Origin of the sequence: Novosphingobium clariflavum, assembly GCF_026420865.1 — a bacterium.
Classification (GTDB): domain Bacteria; phylum Pseudomonadota; class Alphaproteobacteria; order Sphingomonadales; family Sphingomonadaceae; genus Novosphingobium; species Novosphingobium clariflavum.
Genome location: NZ_JAPCWC010000074.1, coordinates 1 through 1,852, shown reverse-complemented (window position 1 = coordinate 1,852; position 1,852 = coordinate 1). Strand labels below are relative to the sequence as shown.

The following is a 1,852-nucleotide window of genomic DNA, read 5'->3' as shown; positions in this document are numbered from 1 at the left end:
TCGTCGCATCGCCTGCGCACCCGCTGCGCCTCGCTCGGTCCCGGGACGCCCTCCATGACAGCCGACCGGCACGGCTCGCTCGCGTCACGGCGACCCCTGCGGGTCGCCCGTTCGCTACGCCTCGCCGGTGCCGATCGCACCGCGCACCACCAACGCATCCGATGCCGGGATGCCGGGTCGATCACGGTCCTTCGGACCGACAATCCTGAACCGACCAGCGCGACCCTCACGGGTCGAAGGGCAGGGGGATCGGGAATGCGGTTTCAATCGGGAGACAAGCCCATGTCGATCACATTCTCGCTCGCCGTCCAGCAGCGCGCCGTCGCCAGACCGGCCATCATCACCGCTCGCCAGCTCGCCGCGTTCCGCGCCTTCGCTCGCGAGCGTGGTGAACTCATCGAGGACGACGATGATGACCCGCTTGTCAGCGCCAGTTTCGAGGCCCGCGTATGTCCATGGTCGCTCGCGTCGATCTGCGCCCTGTTCGACCATGACGAAGCCGTCATAGCCGTGGTCGAGGAAGCGCAGTTTCGCGGCCTTACCATCCGATTCTGGCGCGACGATGCGACCCGCTCCATCCGCATGTGCGTCGGTTCCTCACCCGACGGCGCAGCCGAAATCGACCTCTCCAACCAGAACGGTTACGCCGTTCTCGAAGCGATGGGTCTTGGCACAGAAGCGTGCGGCGACATTCCCCTCGACGACCTGCGCGCGCGGCTCGGAAAGCCCGACATCCGCAAAGCCATGACCGACAATGGCCTGCACAGCTATCTCGATCGTCTCGACAGGATTGCCGCGACCTCCACGGTCGCCGACGATGTACGCATGGTCTGGGGTTAGCCTCCCTCCACGGTCCCTGCGTCGGGGGTGCCGGACATTCGTCCGGTGCCCCTTTTTTCTGCCTGCATGGCACAAGATCCGTGACAATCTTTGCCTATGCAAAATGGGGGAGGGCCTGACGGCCGCTCCCCCATCATTTTGCCTGTCGGGCTTGAAGCCCGACGCTGCGCCGACCGACTTACGCGGTCAGGCGCTTGAGCGTCTCTGTCGCCCCGAGTTTGCGGATCGCTTCGAGGATGCCGGTAAACTGCGCGCTGTCGGCCTTCATCAAGCCCGACTTCTCGACCTCTTTCAGCCGGTCGCTTCGCTCCCGTTCGGCAAGCTGCTTGCGTCGCTCGCTCAACCGCTGTTCCTCCGCCTCAAGCTGCTTGCGTTCCTGCTCGATACTCCGTGCCATGAGACATGCCTTTTCTGATCGTGTGACCAGCCTCCACGACACAGGATGCCAGCGTGCCGACGACGACACAATAGCACGCAGCATCATCTCCATATGGAGCCACCATCGCGCTCGCTGATCCGGTCTTGACCGGATCAGCATAAGGGCGACGGACACTGGCCTATGGCCAGGTCCGTCGTGGGACGGGATTGCTCCGCGAAACCCCGTCCCGACGATCCCGAGGATGATTGCCTGCGGCGCTTCCCTGCCGGAATCGGAGCCAACGATCGGACAACATCCCCTGATGCCCCGACAACCACTGATAGTCCCTAGAGATTTGCACACCCTATGCGGCAGGCCGCAGGTTAAGTACCTGAAATAGCAGATGTATTCCGGTGTAATACAGTATTGCCTCGTAATACCAGCTGATATCGAACTCTAAGCCTCTGAGAAACAACGATATCTCCGGTATTTCGTCGTAATACGCAATACCGCTTCCGCTGGGCTCCAGGATCGGGTAAAAAGGCACTTCCGAAACCCCCACCATCCAGAATTTGGATGGTGCAATGTCTAATCCCCCTATCACCCTGCGTCTGTCTGACGTTCAGCGGGCAACGATAGATCGCGTAGCTTTAG

2 protein-coding genes are annotated in these 1,852 nt (G+C 61.8%); one reads left to right on the top strand and one right to left on the bottom strand.

The features are described 5' to 3' along the window. Window positions 1–840: hypothetical protein (locus OKA11_RS24275; RefSeq protein ID WP_267225179.1), on the top strand; the 840-nt coding region annotated here is incomplete at its 5' end. 178 nt (window positions 841–1,018) lie between these two features. On the opposite strand, the gene OKA11_RS24270 is transcribed toward OKA11_RS24275, so the two are convergent. Next, window positions 1,019–1,237, bottom strand: coding sequence for a hypothetical protein (locus OKA11_RS24270; RefSeq protein WP_069338469.1), 219 nt, complete (start codon window positions 1,235–1,237; stop codon window positions 1,019–1,021). Window positions 1,238–1,852: the final 615 nt, after the last annotated feature.

Coding starts and splice junctions, on each gene's coding strand:
- OKA11_RS24270 (WP_069338469.1), bottom strand. CDS start 1,237: ATGGCACGGAGTATCGAGCAGGAACGCAAGCAGCTTGAGGCGGAGGAA.